Source organism: Chitinophaga filiformis (genome assembly GCF_023100805.1).
Lineage (GTDB): Bacteria > Bacteroidota > Bacteroidia > Chitinophagales > Chitinophagaceae > Chitinophaga > Chitinophaga filiformis_B.
In genome coordinates, this window is the sequence record NZ_CP095855.1 from 5,650,319 (window position 1) to 5,669,223 (window position 18,905).

An 18,905-nucleotide genomic window follows, 5' to 3' on the forward strand; every position below is an offset into this window, starting at 1 on the left:
TCTTACATATTCCTCTGCAGTGCTTACATCACGTTCGCAGCAGATGCTGAATACATTGGAAGGAACATACTTTTAAAAAGCGCGGGTTATTCAAACAATCATCGGAAAGATGCCCGTTAACAATTGGAAGTAATAACCGTCCCGGATGATTATCCCCCGGACGGTTATCACAATATCTTACAGCTCCGCAAATACTTTCTCCCTGCTATTTGCCAGCAATGCCAGTACATCTTGTTTCGTACCTGTGAACGGACCGGAAGATTCGATCTTCAGCGTAGCCATTGCTGCGGCAAACTCTCCTGCTTCCTGCAGTGAAGCACCTTTGATACGTTTGTATAAATAACCGGCCATATAGGTATCGCCGCATCCTGTCGCATCTATCACAGCAGTGGGCACATAGGCCGGGATATGATAAAACACGCCGTTCGCATAGATAACAGATCCCATACTTCCCAGCGTGATCACAACTTCTTTAACACCCCAGTCGGCCAGTACCTTTGCGCCTTTACGCACGTCTTTCAGGCCCGTCAGCACTTCCATTTCATGCTCATTTGCCTTCAGCGTATGGATATATTTCAATGCCTCCTGTTTTGCAGGCCAGTCTATTGCATGTACATCGTGGTTCTCCACCTTGCGCAGATACCCCTGTACATCCAGCGCAACCTTTCCACGCTCAGATAATGACTTGATCAATTCAACCGGGATATCGTCGGCCAGCAAGGGGCCTAAGTGGAAGAAACGGGCGTCCGTATGCGATAATGCCTCAATAGAAAAAGGGTCTGCCTTCTGCAATACGCGTTGCGTACGGTGATCCTGGTTTTCAGAATAAATATTCTCGAAATAGACAGTATGCCTGCTCGGTACCACATCCACCTCAATGCCTTTCGCGCGCAATTCTGTAACACTATTCATTTCACTTTCTGCAAGCCCTGTTACCAGTCTATACTTAACATCCATATGACGGATAGCATTGGAAAAGTAGAAAGAAGTGCCTCCCGCCATGTGCACCACAGACTTTGTGGTCACTACTTTATCCAACGTGATATGCCCTACGCAACAAATATCGTACATGTACTTTCTTATGTAATTATTATACCAACTAATATGCTAAATAAGCGTCAAATATAGCTAATAGATACCGATCTGCGGCATTATCGTCGCCGCTGGATTCATTTTAATTGATTTTCATTGATTTACAAGTCAACTCCGGCTACCATTTCCCATAAATTTCACTTCAAAAGGATGTAACCGGGGCCCTCTTAATACTCAATTTATACTCATACACATTGCGGTATAGTAACACGCTGCTGACAGCATATAACAGTAACAGAAAAATAGTGCAGCAACAATAGAATAAAAAACTATATGTCAGTTAATCATACATTATCTGCAATTCAAATATTGCATAAGTATTATTTCAAAAGAGAATGAAAGAGCCTGATGAATTTTCTAAATATTTTTTTTACATTCACTTAACCCTTTTTGTATTCAACCAAACGCACAAAAATCTGTCCGTTTCCAATCTTTTTTTCATCTTTAAAACCGTTCTGTAAGCAGCTTTTAAAAGCCATTCTGTTAAATGTTTTAAAACCGTTCTGTAGACTAAAAACAATCTGTTAATCACTTTAAAAAACATTCTGTTAAGTATTTAAAACCGTTCTGTAAACCAGGAAACACGCTGTTAATTACTTAAAACCACGCTAGCAGGCATTTTAAAACCAGTTCTGTCAACAAAGCATCTATGCTCATTGCTGGAAAAGCCATGCAGTTAAGCATTTTAAACTATTCTATAAACAAAAAAGCACACTGTTACTCACCTAAAAAGCTGGTCCGCCAGGCATTTAGAACTATTCCATCAAACAAAAAAACAAGCCGTTAATTACTCAAAAAAGTTACTCCTTTAAACACTTAGAACTATTCCAAAAACAAAAAACCGCGGTTAATCACTTAAAAAAACTACTCTGTTAATCACTTAAAAAGCGCTCTATGAAAAGAACTCAACTCCTTGCCCTGGCACTTCCCCTTATGATGCTGATGACCATTGCCTCTTGTACTAAAGACGACAAGATCCTCCGTGTCCGCGACAACGTCCTCGACAATAAACATCAGGACAGGGGTTTTATCATCATCGCCAAAGAAGGCGCTAAGCTGGAAGCTATCTCTGAAAGCCTGAGCAAATTACATGTAAGAAACTTCAAACTGAAAACAAGCAACCAGGAATTAGGACTGATCCGTGTACAGACCCCAGATCCCAGCTTCCCTGAAAAAGCACGGCAGGTGGCTGATGTAGAGTCGGTAGTAGTAGATGTTGTAATGAACTGGCGCCTCCCGGGTAAAGTATTCCGTGCCAACAAGATCGGGGCAGCACCTGCTGCCGGCGCTAAAACAGAAGCTGTAGCCAGCAATCCATACAGCTTCCTCCAGTGGGGCCTTAAATCAGTAAAAGCGCCACAGGCCTGGGCCAAAGGCTACAAAGGCAAAGGCGCAAAAGTAGCGGTGCTCGACGGCGGCTTCCTGCTGAACAATCCTGAGATAGCTCCTAACATCATCCTGACCCACAACTTCATTGAAGGGGAAGAGGTACAGTATCATGGCATAGAAGGTTTCAGCCATGGATCGCATGTTGCCGGCACCATCGCAGCTGTGGATGATGCCAATGGCGTGGTAGGCGTTGCACCACAGGTAAAACTGATCCTGGTGAAAGTATTGTCCGACGCCGGTTCCGGTCCTTTCAGCGCTATCATCGATGGTATCTTTTATGCCAGCAATCATGGTGCGGATGTCATTAACATGAGCCTTGGCGGCGAACTGCCACGCAAAACGTATACCGATGATAACGGTACTCCCGATGACCCGTCCGACGACTATGTAGTGGAATATAACAGGGACATAAAAGACCTCATCAAAGCTATTAACAGGGCCACGCTGTATGCTACTTTAAGAGGTACAACCCTCGTTGCTGCAGCCGGTAATGATGCGTATAACTACGACGTGGAAAAGCGATTCATTACCTATCCTGCTGCTGCACTCGGCGTATTGTCCATCGCTTCTAATGGTCCGCTGGGCTGGGGTATTAACCAGGATACCACTTTGTACAGACCATCTATCTTTACGAACTACGGCAAACAGTTCATTTCATATGCTGCACCGGGCGGTAACTGGGATATACCATTGAACACAACGATCGTAAATGTTGGCGGCGTTGTATTCTATGAATATGTATTTGATTTCGTCTTTAATATTGGTTTCTGGGATGAAGCAACGGGTGAATATTCCTATGGCTGGTCTGCCGGTACCAGTATGGCAGCGCCTCATGCCAGCGCAGTCATTGCATTGCTCTATGGCAAATACCCGAACATGAATCCCATACTTGCCGATATTATATTGCGCAGCTCATCGAACGATTATGGCCTGCCGGGTAAAGATGCTTACTTTGGTAACGGGCAGGTAAACGCAGGCAGAGCGGTTAGTTTCTAGTTGCGAAAATAACTACCTGAAGTATCGCTGTCTGAATAATAAACATAAGGTGTATCAAAAGTCTGATACACCTTATGTTTGTACGGATATCTCATAACGACTTATTACTGCTTAAGCCACCATGGACGGACTTATTCATTTTTGATACGTGCTCATTTATCGCATGCCAGATGGAGATTGTCAGATGTGTAATCGGTACTCCTCAATCAGTCAACTTTCAAAGTGTTCCATCGTTTATACTTCAGGCTGTTATACCTGATTGTAACAACCTTGCGGTTTATCTGTGTAATAGTGATGGACACGGAAAACGTATTTTATCTCTTCTTCCCATAATCAAATACCAGCTGGCAGAATATTTTCACACCTGCATCCAGGCGGGAGTCATCAATATAGAAATCTGGCGTGTGATGTGGCGCGGCTTTGGCAGGATCTTTTCCTGCAGGTAATCCGCCGAGGAAAAAGAAGAAAGCAGGCGCCTTATCACCGTAAAAAGAAAAGTCTTCCGCACCAGTTGTCCATTCTGCTTCCTTAACATTATCCCCTCCTATTGCCGCTTCAATTGATGGCAGCATCTGTTTCACGAGGGCAGGATCGTTATAGGTTACTTTTGTTTTGGTATCAATACTTATTTCTGCAGCAGCACCCGAAGCCTCAGCGATCTTCGTAGCCGTCAGCTTCATCTTCTCATGTACCTGTTCCTGCATTTTGCTGTCCAGTGTGCGGATCGTTCCTTCCATTACCAGTTCTTCCGGAATAATATTACTGCGTACACCGCTGTGTATTTTACCGACCGTGATCACCACAGGCGCTTTGGTCAGCTCTGCCTGCCGGCTTACAATGGTTTGAAAGCCCTGTATGATCTGTGCCGCAACAACAACCGGATCAATGCCATTCCAGGGCTGGGAACCATGCGACTGTTTCCCCTTTACCTTTACAACAAACCAGTCGCTGGACGCCATTTCCGCACCTGACTTATACTTCACTGTACCAATAGGCGTCTGTGAATTGATATGCAGTCCGAAGATGGCATCCACCTTCGGATTATCCATCACGCCTTCTTTGATCATCAACGGAGCGCCGCCTTCCTCATCGCCCGGGGCGCCTTCTTCCGCCGGCTGGAAGATGAACTTTACCGTTCCGGGTATATCTTTCTTCATGGATGCAAGCACAGATGCCGTACCCAGTAATATAGCTACATGGGAATCATGACCGCAGGCATGCATAACAGGCACCTGCTGTCCCAGGTATTCTGCACTATCCACTGATTTGAAAGGGAGCTCCACTCTTTCATATACAGGCAATGCGTCCATGTCGGCACGTAATGCGACTACTGGTCCCGGCCTGCCTCCTTTCAGTAAGGCCACAACACCGGTCTTGCCTACGCCGGTATGTACTTCCAGGCCCAAAGCTTTTAAGCGGGCGGCTATATAAGCACCGGTCTTATACTCGCGGTTAGACAGCTCGGGATGCTGATGAAGATACCTTCTCCAGGATATAACAGAATCTTTGATACTGGCTACGTTCTTATCCAGTTCTTTTAGCTGAGCCATCGCCAGCATGGGTACAAATGTCAGGAGTGCAATAAATCCGGATTTCATAGCAATGTCAGATTTTGGTTGTTTGATAGGACAAAATATAAAAAAATTTCCCTATCTCCCACCGTAATCTGCCAATGATCCACCCTGCCCCATATCAGACCAACAGAAAGCGTCAATCAGTTTCCCGGCTGATGGCCGTCATGCCGGGCGCCGGTCCGGCCTGCTAACTTGCACTATCAAATCTGGAATTCACACTATGAAAACACTCATTAAGACTATGACGCTGTTGTTTGTTGCAAATCAATTAACGACAACCACAATCGCACAGGTACAGTATCAGCAGAAGAACGATTTTACGCTTACCATCAACGGTACGTCCACCATGCACGACTGGGAGATGAAGACCTCCAAGATCGCCTGCAACGCTACTTTTACATTCTATGAAGATGGCGAACTGGGAGGACTGACCTTACTCAATTTCACGATGCCGGCAGAAAGCCTGAAGAGTGAACGAACGGGCCTGGACGCAGTTGCCTACAGGGCGCTGAAAACGAAACAGTACCCTACCATTACCTTCAATCTCACATCTGCTGCCGTATCCAAACAAGGTACTGTCATCTCCTGTAAAGGCAACCTGACAGTAGCGGGTGTTACGCAAAGCATTGATATTGTGGGCGCCGCCCAGATCAATGCAGACAGAAGCATCACTATTAAAGGCACAAAGCAGATCGACATGCGGGACTTTGACATTGATCCGCCCACTTTCCTCTTCGGCCAGTTTACAACCGGAGAAAATGTTACCATTACCTTCAACCTCACCTTCAGGCACTAAATGACCACCCTCCCTGTATCCGCCTTAAAAAGACAAAAGGTTATCAGCATCTGGTAAAATACGCACATCCTGGACAAAGCAATTCCGGGATCTTACAGTGCATCACAATTTTATTTAAACAGGTCTATACATGAGGAAATTATTGGTCATTTTCCCGCTGTTATTAGCAGGCATCCTGCCGGGAAAATACGCATCTGCACAGGAAAACGAAGGAGTACATGAAATGTCGAAAGACTACCAGGCTCCAAAAGATCCTTTAGTGATCAGGAAACTCTCCAAATGGCAGGACCAGCGTTTCGGGCTGTTCATGCACTGGGGCACCTATACCCTCTGGGGAGAGGTGGAAAGCTGGAGTATCTGTCCGGTTGACTGGGTAGTAAGGAAAGGCCCCTACAGTGAGGATTACAATACCTACCGAAGTGCTTATGAACATCTGCAGTACGATTTTAACCCTGTAGATTTCAATCCTGAGAAATGGGAGAAAGCAGCCAAGGCGGCAGGTATGCGTTATGTAGTGTTCACCACCAAACACCACGACGGATTTTGCATGTTCGATACAAAGGAAACCGATTATAAGATCACCAGTCCTAACACGCCCTTCTCTAAGAATCCGCGCAGCAATGTGACCAAAGAGATCTTTGACGCCTTCAGGAAGGACAGTTTTATGATCGGCGCCTATTTCTCCAAACCGGACTGGCATAGCCAGTATTTCTGGTGGAAATATTATCCGCCGAAAGACGAACATGTTAACTACGATATCAAGAAGTTCCCCGAGCGCTGGCAGAAATTCAACGACTTCACCTACAACCAGATCCAGGAACTAATGACGGGCTATGGTCCTATCGATATCCTCTGGCTGGATGGCGGTTGGGTAAGACCTGACGGTAAACAGAGCATTGACATGCCGCGCATTGCCAATATGGCCCGCAGCCATCAGCCGGGACTGATCATTGTTGACAGAACCGTTCCAGGTGAATTTGAGAACTACACCACTCCCGAACAGTCCATTCCTGATAAACCATTGCCTTATCCATGGGAGACCTGTATGACAATGGGATATTCCTGGAGCTATAGTCCCCGGGATGAATATAAACCCTCCCGTCAGCTGGTATCATTGCTGGTGAAGATCGTGTCGAGAGGTGGTAACTTCCTGTTAAATATCGGGCCCAGCGATAAAGGCGATTGGGCGCCTGAAGCATACAAACGCCTGGAAGACATGGGCAAATGGATGGACATCAACGGCGAAGGTATCCATGGTTCAAGACCGGTAGCGCCCTATTCCGATAAGAACGTTTACTTCACGCAGTCGAAAGACCAGCATTCCATCTATGCCTATTATCTTTCCGACAGCGATGAGGTGAAACTGCCGGCTGAAGTAAGCTTTGCGGTGCAGGATATCAAAAAGATCAACCGTATTGCTTTGTTAGGTACCAAAGCGAAACTGCAATGGACCTTGAAGGACGGTCAGCTGACCATTAAGGTTCCGAAGAACATACAGGAGAAAAGTGGTTTGAAATATAGTGCAGCGTTTAAGATCAGTGTGTAAATAATAACCATCCTATAATAGAAGGCGTCTCAAACATTTGAGGCGCTTTCTTTTTATCCAGGTACCTGGTGAGGACTGCCAGGCATATTGTCCACACCAACGCCCGTTGAAACTAAACAACCACCGGGCATTGTTAGTCTCCCCTATTGCAATGACGCCAGAGATCAACAAAAAAAATTATTCGTCTTTTTATGTAATATATACTATATTTACTTCTATAACATCTCAATAAGAAGATATCCTTAACCCTTCCTGAATAAAACATCACCCAAATAACAGGTAACATTTCCTCTCTATCTATACTATCCTTTAGTATACCGGATCAGCTGTGGTTGTTACTTCAACTCAAAATCGATTTCCCGTAATCAACACACGTTAAAAAACCGCACAACATGAAAAAGAACCTAATTATTGGTATTTCCCTCATGGCAGCTGTCACCCTCATCTGGCTCGGCGCCTGCAACACAAGTAACAACAACAACAACAAAACCACAGAAAGCGCAGTCGGCGCCGGTCCCTACTCCCGCATCAAACTACCCCAGGATGCTATGGCCAGCTGCACTGTATCGAAGGACTCATTTAATACCTGGTTTCAAAGTGGTAACGCTACTGAAAATGGTGCAGTCACTCCAGCCAACAGCGTCACCTTTCCACACCAGGACAACTGTGATTTCTATCAATGGTCGGAACGTATGTTCCTGTGGATCACGTCTTCTTCCGAGCAGTATGGCGGTTCTGTAATGGCTTCTCCGGTGTTTTTCAACGTAGTAGCCGATTCGGCTGGTGGATTACAAATGGAGAGACACATAGCGGGCATCATTCCTACAGCCAGCAGCAGCCTTGATAAGAACGGGCCTAACAGGTTGCCTGTTTTCAGGGACAAACAAGGCCGTCTGTTTGAAGTGATGTTCCACAAAGCAGGAGAAAAAGTAGTGTTCAAAAACAACGCCGGTAAACTGATAGAACTGGGCAAGGTGGAAAAGGTAGCCAACGCACCAGCACTACTTAAAGACAAAGCCGGCAATAAGATCGAACAGGCGCAGATCGTTACGAAACTGCTCAATCCCGAAAGAGTGCTCCATGCATTTCCTACGTCCACAGGCACCGTTTTCGTCGATATAAACGGTAACGAAGTTGATGCAGAAGTAACACAGGCTACACGCAATGCACTGATCGCTCAAAATAATTCCCTGGTATATTATATCACCATGGTAAATGATATGTATGCCTATTACCTCACTGCCGTTAATGATCCGAAGTTTAAGAACGACAGCATCTCAGGCCTGCAATTCCCGACTACGGCAGCGGAAAGGACCTGTATCGTGAACTACGCAAAGACACATGGCTATCCGGTCCCTACCGATTCAAATGCGCTGACCATGGAACTGAAAACCTCATGGGTAATAGCCGACAGCCTGGCTAATCCGCAGGACTATTTCCTGATGGAGGCTATGATTCCCACATATACCGCTTCCTCTGATACACTCTGGAAACTCTCCGGACAAAAGAAGGCAAAACTGGCCTTAGTAGGTATACATATTGTCGGCAGCGCAGCAGGCCACCCGGAGATGATATGGGCAACATTTGAACATCAGAGCAATACACCAAATGCAGCCTATCAGTATCTTAACACTAAAGGGCAGGTGCAGACCGTTGCGGCAGACAAAGGCCCCTGGCTCTTTAACAGCAATGCAGCCGACACTCCTTATAACGTTAACTACATTAACTTCGACGCAACTACGCAAAACCTGACAGCGGCTGTTCCAAAAATTGGCATAGCGCCCAGCAATACGCAGCGCATGTTCCCATTCGGCGCGGCTATGGACTCCATTCCCAATCAGCAGGATACCAGCGCGTCAGCTTCCAATACCGAAATTATCGCTATCAACAATGCGATCATGGGCCTGATACCAGGTGCTGACATCAGGAAGAATTACGTATTCATCGGCGCTGTATGGACATCCGGTGGTTCAATACCTAACGGAAATGTCTATAATCCTAGAGATTCCATTTCCGGGTTGGCTATTGGCACGAGCCTCTTGGCCAACAGCACCATGGAAACCTATTTCCAGTCCACCAGCCATACCTGCTTTACCTGTCACCATGGCGCCTCATTGGCCCCCGGCGATCTGAGTCATGTCTTCAGCCAGATAAAACCGCTGAATGCCATGCTGAACAAGATTGATAAGGACCAGAAAAAATAAGGCTTTATTCCGCTTTTAGCGCGCTTATTTCCGCGTCTGGGAATGACCCCGGGAAGATGTCATTATATTTGAAAAAAGGGCTGTATCCGGCGGAATACAGCCCTTTTTTATCCGGCACACCTCCACCTGGTATCAGGCATATATACACGAGGTGTTATTTACTCCGGAGCCTGCTTAACGTTCCTTTATCTTTCCCTTAACTTTTTATTACAATATCATTATACAATTTACAGCATCAATAAATTAACTGTTATGCTAAAGAATTGTACTATTGCTTTACTTTTATTAGCCTTCGTTTCCTTCTCCGCTACACGTACTTATGCCCAGGGCAAGATCGCTTACATTAATATGCAGCAGCTGGTGACCAGTATGCCGGAAGCAAAGCGTGCATACGACACGTTGCAGGTATACCAGGATGAACTGTCTAAAGACGGTCAGGCCCTTGTCAATGAGTTCCAGCAAATGGCGACAAAATATCAGGCGGACGAACCGACCCTCAAAGCAGATATAAAGGAGATCAGGCTGAAACAACTCGAAGCAGCTAAAAACAATATCGACGAATACCGGGCACGCATAGAGCAGAAACTGGCTGCGCGCGAACAGGAACTGACGGCCCCTATCCTGGCAAAAGCTAAAAAGGCCGTATCTGACCTGGCGGCGGAAAAAGGTATCGTATGCGTATTGGATAGTTCCAAAGAGATTGTGGTAACTGCCACCTGCGAGGACCTGCTGTCAGCAGCCAAACAGAAGCTGGGTATCAAATAATTTTTGTCTGTGTTAGTTATAAAGAAAGGGCCGCTTCATTTTTGAAGCAGCCCTTCATACTTTAAGGTGTATCAATTTAGAATCCATACCTGATACCGATCTGTATCTGCCATGGATTGCCTGAAGGCACAATTACTCCCGTGTTCACATTGACGTTGTACTTATAGGTGGAAGCAGCCCTGTCAAAGCCACCCAGCGAATAGATATTCTGTTTGCCCAGCGTCTTAACAGCGCCCCATTCCTTATTCAGCATGTTGGCCACGTTAAAGAAATCGCCCGACAGTTCAATAAACTGCGTTTTATAGGTTTTGATCTTCGTACCTATTCTCAGGTCCCAGATGCCATAAAAGCCGTTTACCCCGCCATTCCTTTCTGCAATCTTACCACTGCTCTTCCTGATGTAGTCTTTTACACTCTCCGACGCCGAAGGATTGTCGAGGATAGCCTGGATACCCTTACGGATCTTTTCCGGCACGCTTTGGTCTTTCACATCAAAAACGTAAGCCAGATCGTTGGAGGCTACGAAATCGCCATTCACGTTGCCTCCTACTGCGAGGGAGTAACGCGTGCCACCGATACCGGAATACCGGATCCCTACATTAATACCCCAGAAGCTGGGCAATGTACCGTAGAACACTACTTTATGACGAAACTGGTTGTCGGAATAAGACATGGTACGCAGGTCGCGGGGATCATCTTTCACCATCAGTGACAGGGTGGCCGTGTTGGCTACGTCACCGTTATAAGAGGTATTGTCCTTAGAATCATTCCAGGTATAACTGAAAGATATCTCTCCATCTTTCCAGTAGCGGTAAGTACCGTCTACCACAAAAGCGAACTGGTTCACCTTACCTTCACTGTTCAGTTCCAGTACACGGCCTACACGATTGCTCTTGCGTCCTTTCATCCAGTCTGTTGCACCATTACTCGCTGTGATAGTGCTATCAGGCACATACACACCACGATTCCCTTCATTGGCCAGACGGAAAAAAGGCTGGTCTGCCATATTACGATCAACGTACATATAGTTATGACGGGCCAGGGTAACAAAACCGGTAATGCCCATTTTGAAACGATCTGAGAAGAAATGATTGTAAGAGATGTTTGCCTTATACACTACAGGGATCCGCGCATCTTTTCCATTCATGTTGATGGTACCCTGACGCGGCAGTCCTAATTGATCAAACAGCTCTTTGCCAGGCGCTGAAGCAGGGTTCTTACGGTACTCAACAAAATTTGGCACAGGGACACTGGCCCCCTGCACATCCACGGTGAGCACCTTGGTACCGTCGAACAACATATTGTTGATCATTGCATAGTTATTGATATCGGAACCGAAAATAGCCGCTCCAAAACGCAGGTAATCCTTATGCTGCTCATTGATATCCCAGTTGAACTGCAGGCGTGGCTGCACCTGGAATGTCTTCAGCGAATTGTCAGTACGCAGTCCCAGGTCCTGGTACACCACTTCATTGAAGTTAGGTTTGTTCAGGTAAGTAGTATAATCAGCCCGGATGCCGGCAATCATCTCAAACCCCGGGAACAGTTTCGTTTGCATCTGTGCATACAATGCAGTGCTGATAATATTTTGCTTAACGCTGGGATCTTCTGCCAATGCCACCTCACGTGCATAACGGTAAGGTTTCAGGTTGTTGAAATTGTCCATCCCGGTGAAATAGAACCTTCCGTTCATTTCACTTCCATACAGTGAGTTCATATGACTGTACATGATATCAGCACCAAAAGTATAGTTCGCCTTGTTCGTACTGAAATATACGTTGTCAACCAGCTGCACAACATGGTTATAGAAATGCTCGGGAGAATAACGCTGTCCTCCCAGCTGGATAGCCGTATATACCGTATCTGTACCCACTACAGATTGTACCCGCTCCACGATACCGCGGGGTATATTCTTTTCCGGTAGCTGACTACCCGGCGTACTTTCTTCGAACGTATACAAGTGTTGTACTTTCAGCTCGTTGGTCAGACGCGGGTTCAGCACCGTACGCAGGGTAGCCAGGAGACTGTTGTTAACGGCTTTGGCGTCTGCATATACTTCATACAGGTTGATAGCGGTATTATCGTCCCGTCCAAGCGGAGCGCGGTCATTGATGTAGTTATCGCGCAATGTCAGCAGGCTCTTATCGCTCAGCTGCAGGTCAACACGTGCAAAGACGGCATCAGTACCTCTTTTTTTGTCGAACGATCCGAACTGTGGTGCATTGGCTACGCCATATTTGCCGCGTGCAATTGCCAGGAAATTATCCAGCGTTGTTTTGGTCACGTTGAGGCGCTTCTCATCGGCGGGCGATTGAATATCTGCCAGCTGCAAAGGACGGGCGTCTGCCTGATGATCCCAGGCCACAAAGAAATGCGCCTTATCTTTGATAATAGGCCCTCCCAGGGAGAAGCCATATTGCTTTGTAGAGAAGTCATTCACTCTCTTCGCTCCACGGATATCATAATTGCTTGATAATACATCTCCCCTGTAATACAGGAAGGCACTGCCGGAAAACGTATTGGTACCTGCTTTGGTCACAGTGCTGATAGTACCGCCACCGCTACGCCCAAACGTTACATCGTACTGGTTCGTCACCACTTTAAACTCCCTGATCGCTTCCATAGACAGTGCATAGGGGCCGCCTATACGGGTATTCGTGCCGCTGCTGGAAGTAGGGTTCTTGGCAGAGGTACCATCAATGGTAATATTGGTGGAAGAGCCCAGCTGACCTGCCAGGTTGCTGCCATTGCTCAACGGGGAGAGATCAATCAGTGAAGAGAAATTACGGCCATTCACAGGCAACCGCGCAATATCGCGGGCTGTGACGGTCGTAGCCGCTCCGAAATTCTCTGTTTTGTTCTTGAGCCCACTACCGCTTACAATGATCTCATTCATGCTGACGGTAGATGATCTCATCCGGACACTCACCTTTATGAGGTCGCCCTGATTCAAAGAATAACCTGTAAGTTTCTGTTCGCTATAACCAACAAAGGATACGGTGATGGTGTAAGGACCGCCGAGCGGTAATTCTTTCAGTGAGAATTCACCTTTCGCATTCGTGACCGTTCTGCTGCTAAAGCCGGTGGATTCATTCCTGACAAGGACAGAAGCGCCTGGAATCAGCTGTTTGGTTTCATCAGTGACAACGCCGGCAATGGAAGCCTGGGTTGTCTGAGCGGATAGTTGTGAATGGGCAAAACAACACAACAATAGCAATAGAATGCCAGTACATATAGGTTTCATAAGCGCGAAAATAAAATTGGGCACAAATCAATACAATATGGTTACAGTATGTTAACGTAGAATTCATATTACGCCATCGTCACCGGCGTGTCCATTCCTCATGGATAGGATCTCCTTTTGAGCTTTTACCGCTGTGATCCCATTTGTCACCGCTTACACTGCCTTTAAAACTAAGTGAGGCCCCTACTCTGCTGTTATCCCTGGAAAAGAATTCGATATTCTCTGTATATACACCATTGGTGAAGGTATACGAGCCGCCACCTGTACCAAAGAATTCACCGGTCTTTGTATTCATGGCGATCCACTGGAATTTGGTACCGGTGAGTATCTTGATGGTTTTCCTGTCGCCGGGTTTCATTGCACTCATTGTACCATTCGTTTCCCTGCCGGTTATCTGCCATACACCGCTCATTTCGCTGTTGCCGTTATCAACTCTTGTCCAGGTGGTCTTGTTACCGTTTAAAGCAGTGACAAGCTGATCCCCCTCAAAATCAACAGTCGCCTCCAGTTGCTTCCCCACCTGTGAGGGGTCTGCAGAGTTGAACTCAATAGTAGTTATACCGGTATTGTCGGACGACCCTGACCAGGTGCCCCCTAACGTAGATTTAAAACCAGCGGTATCATACACGGTGATACTAAAATATGCCGGGGTAACCAGCATCAGTGAAGTGGTAGCACCGTTGGTAGATTTCCATGCACCGAGCACTTCTGATTGAGCAGCTACCCGGGAAATGGTTACAATTGTGAATAATAATGTGAAGAAGAGTTTGGTAAGCGTTTTCATAATTGGTGTATTTATAAGTATAAATATACGGCATAAGAAAAGGGGATGTACGCCAGCTTCTTATCAAGCTGTTTTTTCCTCGCGGAGCTGATGCAGGACATGCCGTGTTACTGTCCTGTTCCCGGCCCTTTTCTCTGGTGGTTTCAACAGCTTTTCTGAGCATTGATAGTCCGGTACCTGTTTCTATCATTCGGCTTGTCTGTACAACATTTCACTGGTTTATTCCTGTTACATAACATTTACGGCAATGGGTGATAGCCCCGCAGGCAAGAGGGGCTTTAGGGCAAAGCACCTACTTCCTATTATTTTAATATAAAATCATCTCTTTTTTAGTACTTTAGTCTTTATATTGATCATTTTTATCCCTTACTATGAAGCTTCAGGTGCTAATCCGTTTCCATGCCAGGCGGCTCCTTCGTCTGAGTATGTGGTTATTCTTATATTGCCCTCTATCTGTACACGCCCAGAAAAACGACGATAACATAGAGCTGGCCAACGTAGACGAAACGTATGAATTTCAATACGATACCCGTCAAAAGCAGGTGATCGTCAAACAAACCCTTTACAAGGACTTTATATGCAATGGATTCCGCTCTTCCATTCCCTTCTCTGAAAGTTATAACGGCCAGGAAGAAATTAAGAATGTGACGATCACAGTAGACGGCAAAAAAGCCAGGAATATAGAGCCCTCCTACGATTATCTGAACATAGATGAATACTTCTATTCAGATCTGAAACTATGTCACTTTACCCTACCCTTTATTCGCCAGGGCTCTCATAGTGAAGTGACCATAGAAAAAGAGATCAGGGATCCCCGTTACCTGACCACTGTGTACCTGACCGAAGACTATCCCGAACAGCAGAAGAAGATCACGGTGATTGTTCCCCGCTGGATGGAAATTGAAATTCATACCTTCAATTTCCAGGGGCAACACGTCAGAACCCAAAAAACTTACGATGAGGATAAAGATGCCGATGTGTATACTTATACTGCCGCAAAGCTCCCTGCCATGAAATCGGCGACTATGAGCCCCGGCCCTACCTGGATATATCCGCATATCCTCGTGCGGGCCAAAGCGGCTAATTATAAGGGAGAAAAAACCGTCTATTTCAACACGACGAACGATCTTTACCAATGGTGCCATCAGCTGGCGTCCCAGCTACACCCCGATACCACTGCCCTGGGCGCCAAAGCCCGCGAGATCACTGCCGGCATGACAGATCCTTTTGCCAGGATGAAAGCGATCTTCTACTGGGTAGAAGAGAACATCCGCTACATTGCCTTTGAAGATGGTGTAGCCGGCTTTAAACCCGATGAAGCCCATGAGGTGTTGCGGAAAAAATACGGCGATTGTAAAGGCATGGCCAACCTCACCAAGGAGCTATTGCTACGCTGTGGACTGGATGCACGCCTGTGCTGGATAGGCACCAATCATATCATGTACGATCACAGCATTCCCTCGCTCAATACTGACAACCACATGATCTGTGCGGTGAAGTATAACGACAAATGGTGGTTCCTCGACGCTACAGAGAAGTATATGCAGCCAGGCATCTATGCAGAACGTATAGCTGGTCGCCAGGTAATGATAGAGAACGGAGATAACTTTTTACTGGAAAATGTCCCTGCGGTCACTCCGGATCAGAACACCCGCCTCTTCAAAGAATCCCTGACCATAGACGGCAACAATATGAACGGTAAGATAAAGTATCAGTATAACGGAGAAAGTAAATCAGACCTCCTCTATAACGTTAATCTTACCAAAACGGACCGGGTGCAGACAGCCTTGGAAAACTACATCACCAACAGTAACCGGCACTACAAAATTTCCAACGTCACCACCTCTCCCCTGGACCAGCGGGATGGTAACCTGGAAGTGAATTTCGATCTGCTGTATCAGGATGCCGTGTCCTCGTTCGGCAAAGAAATGTACATTGATATTGATTACAATAAGGAATTCGACAATGCTGTGATCGATACAGTGAAGCGTACTACAGACCTCCGCTTTGGCACGAAATCCAACTATATTACTGAAACAGAGCTGATCATTCCCACGGGTTATAAAATAACTACGCTGCCGGAGGATCTGCATATCACGTCTCCCAATTTCAGTTTCGATATCACTTATAAAGCTACCGGCAACAAGATCAGTTATCGCAAACAACTGAAAATAACTAACACTTACATCGCGAAAGCTAACTTCCGTGAATGGAACAACGCAGTCACTGCACTATCAAAGAAATACCTGGAGCAGATCACCGTTTCTCAACAATAAATACCTATTACCTATGCATAAATATAGATTTGTATTCCTTTCCATCCTCCTGCTGAGTACAGGTTACCAGGCCGGAGCCCAGTCAAAACAGGAAAGAGAATACCAGGAAGAAGCCACCCAGGTGAAACAGGAAATATGGGACGCTAAAAACCCCGCTTTTGCCAGAACGGATATCCCTGAAAAATACGCCAATGAATCGGCTGTTATCATCGCCCTGAACTTCACGTTAGGAGCCGACCATAGCCGCCGTAAGGATCATATCGCCATGACGCTGCATCAGCGCGTCAAGATCCAGGACAAGGCCGCCCTGGAAAACTACTCTGAGTTCAATCTGCAGAAACTGAGAAGCGGCGGATGGCGCAGCGGCTATAAGCTTACCTCCTACATGGGCATCCGCGTCATCAAACCCAACGGCCAGCAACGGGATATTGACATGAACGACGCGGTAAGCGTGAAAGATGAACAGGACGACAAAAAGCAGAAGATCGCTATCTCCGATCTGCAGGTGGGCGACATCATCGACTTCTATGTAAGGATGAATAAGGATGCGAGCAGCTTTTACAGCTCTCCTGATCCGCTGGATTACTCAATAGGCGAGAAATATCCCATGCTGGACTTCTCCCTCAACGTAAATGTTGACAGGAAAATGGGCGTTTCCTGGCGCTACCTGAATGATGATCAGTCAGCGCTGAAACGCAGCCAGGAAGGAGACGACTATGTTTTCTCCATTCACAAAACTGATGTCGCCAAAGTAACAGACGAACGTTGGTTCTACGAGCAAAGGGCTTTACCGACCCTGCGCCTGGCCTACAATGGGTTAAAAAGTAAAGAAGTCACGAACGGTATGGATGAAGAACGCATCCGTCTTTTCCTGACATATGAGATCATCAGCGTAAATGCCTCGTATGCCACTCTCCCGCTTATTCTGAAAGGCTTTCCTGATTTGCTGGATGATTATGCCACAAGGATCGGTGTAAGGAAAAAAGAGATGAGCAAAAGGGCCATCGCCGAGCTGGCTTATTATTATATTCGCTATGCCTCCCTCTACAAAGAAACCGGCATAGGCAGTTCTATAGAAGTAGGACAGCAGAGAAAGAGTTACTTCCCACGCGAACATTACACAGCCAACGTCTTCAGGGCACTGCTGAACCGCTATGACATTCCCACCGAACTGGCGGCAGCCGTACCCCGCCATGTTGGAACCCTGCAGGACGTAGTATCCCTGGATGATCTGGATTATTTCATCATCGCCTATCCTGATGATAAACCGATGTACTGCTTCATGGGTGGTATGCAGAGCTTCCCCGATGAACTGCCTCCCCGCCTGGAAGGTCAACAGGCCTACACTGTAAGTGTAACCGGCAGCTCAAAAGAAAAAAATGCATCGTTCAAAAAGATTACCCTGCCAATAAGCAGCGCAGATCAGAATGCGGAGGAGGAAAAGATCAACGTGAACTTTGCAGCAGACAACCTGCAGCAACTAAAGATAGACCGTATTATCCGCGTCAAAGGACAATACCGCTTCAACTATCTGGATATGCTGCTATATGAGGATATGCTGAATGATGAACGCAACAACCTGCGCGTAACTTCATCGAGAGACGAAGACTTGCTGGCATACGGCCCATACAGGAAAAGATCCGGTGAATTTGATGCCGCCTTCGCGAAAGCGCGGAAAGATATGGACGAAACAGTGAATTCCAATATCACCGGTGAGTATGGAACAAAGCCCACCGCCGTTACCTATTTTAAAGTGGCAGAGCACGGACTGCAGAAACAGAACAAACCGCTGACGATGCACCAATCATTCACTATGGATGGGTTTGTGAAAAAAGCAGGCAATAACTTTATGCTGGATATCGGTAAACTGATCACTGAGCAGATAGCACTCTCGCCTGAAGAGCGCAAACGCACTTATGATATTAACATGGCTTTCCCCCGTACAGTATCATACGACATCATCGTTAATATTCCCCAGGGTTATCAGCTGGAAGGTGCAGAGAACCTGAACAAGTCTGTCAGCAATGATACAGGCTCATTTGAAAGCAGCACAAAAATGGAAGAAGGAAAGCTTATACTGACAATCAGGAAGGTGTACAAGCACCAGCACGAACAAGCCGGCAACTGGGCACAAATGATAGCGTTTATGGATGCCGCATCTGATTTTAATAAACAAAAAGTGCTGTTGAAGAAAATCTAATTTAACCGGGCTGCTGAATAAAAGCAGCCCCTCACCTAT

11 protein-coding genes are annotated in these 18,905 nt (G+C 46.4%); 7 read left to right on the top strand and 4 right to left on the bottom strand.

All coding sequences use genetic code 11. The features are described 5' to 3' along the window. Positions 1 to 177: 177 nt before the first annotated feature. Positions 178 to 1,071, bottom strand: coding sequence for a PfkB family carbohydrate kinase (locus MYF79_RS21865; RefSeq protein WP_247809967.1), 894 nt, complete (start codon positions 1,069 to 1,071; stop codon positions 178 to 180). 915 nt (positions 1,072 to 1,986) lie between these two features. Between MYF79_RS21865 and MYF79_RS21870 the strand changes: the two genes are divergently transcribed. Next, entirely contained in the window at positions 1,987 to 3,477 is a 1,491-nt protein-coding gene (locus MYF79_RS21870; protein WP_247809968.1) for a S8 family peptidase, read from the top strand. 314 nt (positions 3,478 to 3,791) lie between these two features. Here MYF79_RS21870 and MYF79_RS21875 read toward each other — a convergent pair whose 3' ends face one another. After that, a complete protein-coding gene (locus tag MYF79_RS21875; protein WP_247809969.1) occupies positions 3,792 to 5,075 on the bottom strand; it encodes an amidohydrolase in 1,284 nt (427 codons plus the stop codon). 196 nt (positions 5,076 to 5,271) lie between these two features. Here MYF79_RS21875 and MYF79_RS21880 point away from each other — a divergent pair, with 196 nt between their 5' ends. From MYF79_RS21880 to MYF79_RS21895, 4 genes are all read left to right on the top strand, one after another. Further along, complete coding sequence (locus MYF79_RS21880; protein WP_247809970.1) at positions 5,272 to 5,847, top strand: YceI family protein; 576 nt, start codon at positions 5,272 to 5,274, stop codon at positions 5,845 to 5,847. Positions 5,848 to 5,977: 130 nt separating this feature from the next. Further along, a complete protein-coding gene (locus tag MYF79_RS21885) occupies positions 5,978 to 7,393 on the top strand; it encodes an alpha-L-fucosidase (protein ID WP_247809971.1) in 1,416 nt (471 codons plus the stop codon). 392 nt (positions 7,394 to 7,785) lie between these two features. After that, entirely contained in the window at positions 7,786 to 9,597 is a 1,812-nt protein-coding gene (locus MYF79_RS21890; RefSeq protein ID WP_247809972.1) for a hypothetical protein, read from the top strand. 252 nt (positions 9,598 to 9,849) lie between these two features. Then, positions 9,850 to 10,362 carry an OmpH family outer membrane protein gene (locus tag MYF79_RS21895; RefSeq protein WP_247809973.1) on the top strand — a complete coding sequence of 171 codons (513 nt, stop codon included), beginning with the start codon at positions 9,850 to 9,852 and terminating at the stop codon, positions 10,360 to 10,362. Between the two features lie 76 nt (positions 10,363 to 10,438). On the opposite strand, the gene MYF79_RS21900 is transcribed toward MYF79_RS21895, so the two are convergent. Both MYF79_RS21900 and MYF79_RS21905 read right to left on the bottom strand, forming a co-directional pair. Next, on the bottom strand, positions 10,439 to 13,606 hold the full coding sequence (locus MYF79_RS21900) for a TonB-dependent receptor (protein ID WP_247809974.1): 3,168 nt from the start codon (positions 13,604 to 13,606) through the stop codon (positions 10,439 to 10,441). 79 nt (positions 13,607 to 13,685) lie between these two features. Beyond that, complete coding sequence (locus tag MYF79_RS21905) at positions 13,686 to 14,390, bottom strand: DUF4488 domain-containing protein (protein WP_247809975.1); 705 nt, start codon at positions 14,388 to 14,390, stop codon at positions 13,686 to 13,688. A 371-nt stretch (positions 14,391 to 14,761) separates the two neighbouring features. Here MYF79_RS21905 and MYF79_RS21910 point away from each other — a divergent pair, with 371 nt between their 5' ends. Together MYF79_RS21910 and MYF79_RS21915 are read left to right on the top strand one after the other, a co-directional pair. Further along, entirely contained in the window at positions 14,762 to 16,666 is a 1,905-nt protein-coding gene (locus MYF79_RS21910) for a transglutaminase domain-containing protein (protein ID WP_247809976.1), read from the top strand. Positions 16,667 to 16,679: 13 nt separating this feature from the next. Further along, complete coding sequence (locus MYF79_RS21915; protein WP_247809977.1) at positions 16,680 to 18,866, top strand: DUF3857 domain-containing protein; 2,187 nt, start codon at positions 16,680 to 16,682, stop codon at positions 18,864 to 18,866. Positions 18,867 to 18,905: the final 39 nt, after the last annotated feature.